General features: G+C 45.6%; 1 protein-coding gene. It reads left to right on the forward strand.

Going from position 1 to position 533, the window contains the following annotated elements; genetic code table 11:
• Positions 1–25: 25 nt before the first annotated feature.
• The coding region (locus IZU26_RS13005) for an ISAs1 family transposase (RefSeq protein ID WP_433279581.1) at positions 26–533 on the forward strand (508 nt) is incomplete at its 3' end.

The following is a 533-nucleotide window of genomic DNA, read 5'->3' on the forward strand; positions in this document are numbered from 1 at the left end:
GGGCTGTATGGTAGTCGCGGACGCAATGAACTGTCAAATAGAGACTGCGGAGGCGATAGTTGAGGCAAAAGCGGATTATTTATTGAGTGCAAAGGGCAATCAGCAAGCACTTATGAACGATATCGCAGAGTATGTTCATGATACAAAGCTGAGAGCGAAGATGGACAGGGTTAGTCGAACGGAAAGAGGTCATGGGCGGAAGGAAACACGGCGTGCGTATACGAGTGCTGATGTTTCATGGCAGCCGGGAGGTCGAGTGTGGCCGGAACTCAAATGTATTGGAGCACTTCATACACGATTTGAGACGAACAAAGGTGTAACGGAAGAATGGCATTATTATATTTCAAGTAAAGCGTTACGAGCACAAGAGTTATTGCATCATGCAAGAGAGGAATGGTCAGTAGAATCGATGCATTGGCTGTTGGATGTACATTTTGATGAGGACAGATGCAGGGTTCAGAGTAAGAACGTACAACAGAATCTCAATATGCTGCACAAATGTGCGCTTAACATAATTCGCATATACAAGCGCG

Source organism: Treponema sp. SP13, from assembly GCF_050938355.1.
GTDB classification, from domain to species: domain Bacteria; phylum Spirochaetota; class Spirochaetia; order Treponematales; family Treponemataceae; genus Treponema_D; species Treponema_D socranskii.